This window comes from Micromonospora sp. CV4 (assembly GCF_003667455.1).
GTDB lineage: Bacteria > Actinomycetota > Actinomycetes > Mycobacteriales > Micromonosporaceae > Micromonospora.
The window spans coordinates 1-406 of sequence record NZ_RCVI01000280.1 but is presented as its reverse complement, the minus strand read 5'-3'; the positions used below and the strand labels follow the sequence as shown (position 1 = coordinate 406).

At 71.9% G+C, this 406-nt stretch carries 2 pseudogenes; both read right to left on the bottom strand.

The window, feature by feature from the left end:
- A pseudogene (locus EAD98_RS18215) lies at nt 1-296 on the bottom strand (NADP-dependent oxidoreductase); the annotation flags it as partial.
- A pseudogene (locus tag EAD98_RS18210) lies at nt 293-406 on the bottom strand (organic hydroperoxide resistance protein); the annotation flags it as partial. The pseudogenes EAD98_RS18215 and EAD98_RS18210, both read right to left, overlap by 4 nt.

The window sequence follows — 406 nt, the reverse complement described above, 5'->3', positions numbered from 1 at the left end:
CGCCAGCCGAGCCCGTGCAGCACGGTGTCGCCCGGCTTGATCCCCTCGGCCTCGCTGGCCACCACCTCGCCGACGGCACCGCCGTCGAGCGGGGCGTCGAGCTGGAACGGCGGCACGTACGACTTGACGTCGTTCATCCGGCCGCGCATGTACGGGTCGACCGACATGAACTGGTTGCGGACCACAATCTGGCCCGGCCCGGGGGTGGGCACCTCGGTCTCGACGAGGCGGAAGTTGTCGGCGGTCGGCCAGCCCTGCGGGCGGGAGGCCAGGTGGATCTCGCGGCTGGTGCTCACATCGCCTCCCGGATGGTGAGGGCGACCTCGATGTTGCCCCGGGTCGCGTTCGAGTACGGGCAGACCTGGTGCGCCTGGGCGACGAGCTGCTCGGCGGCGGAGCGCTCCAC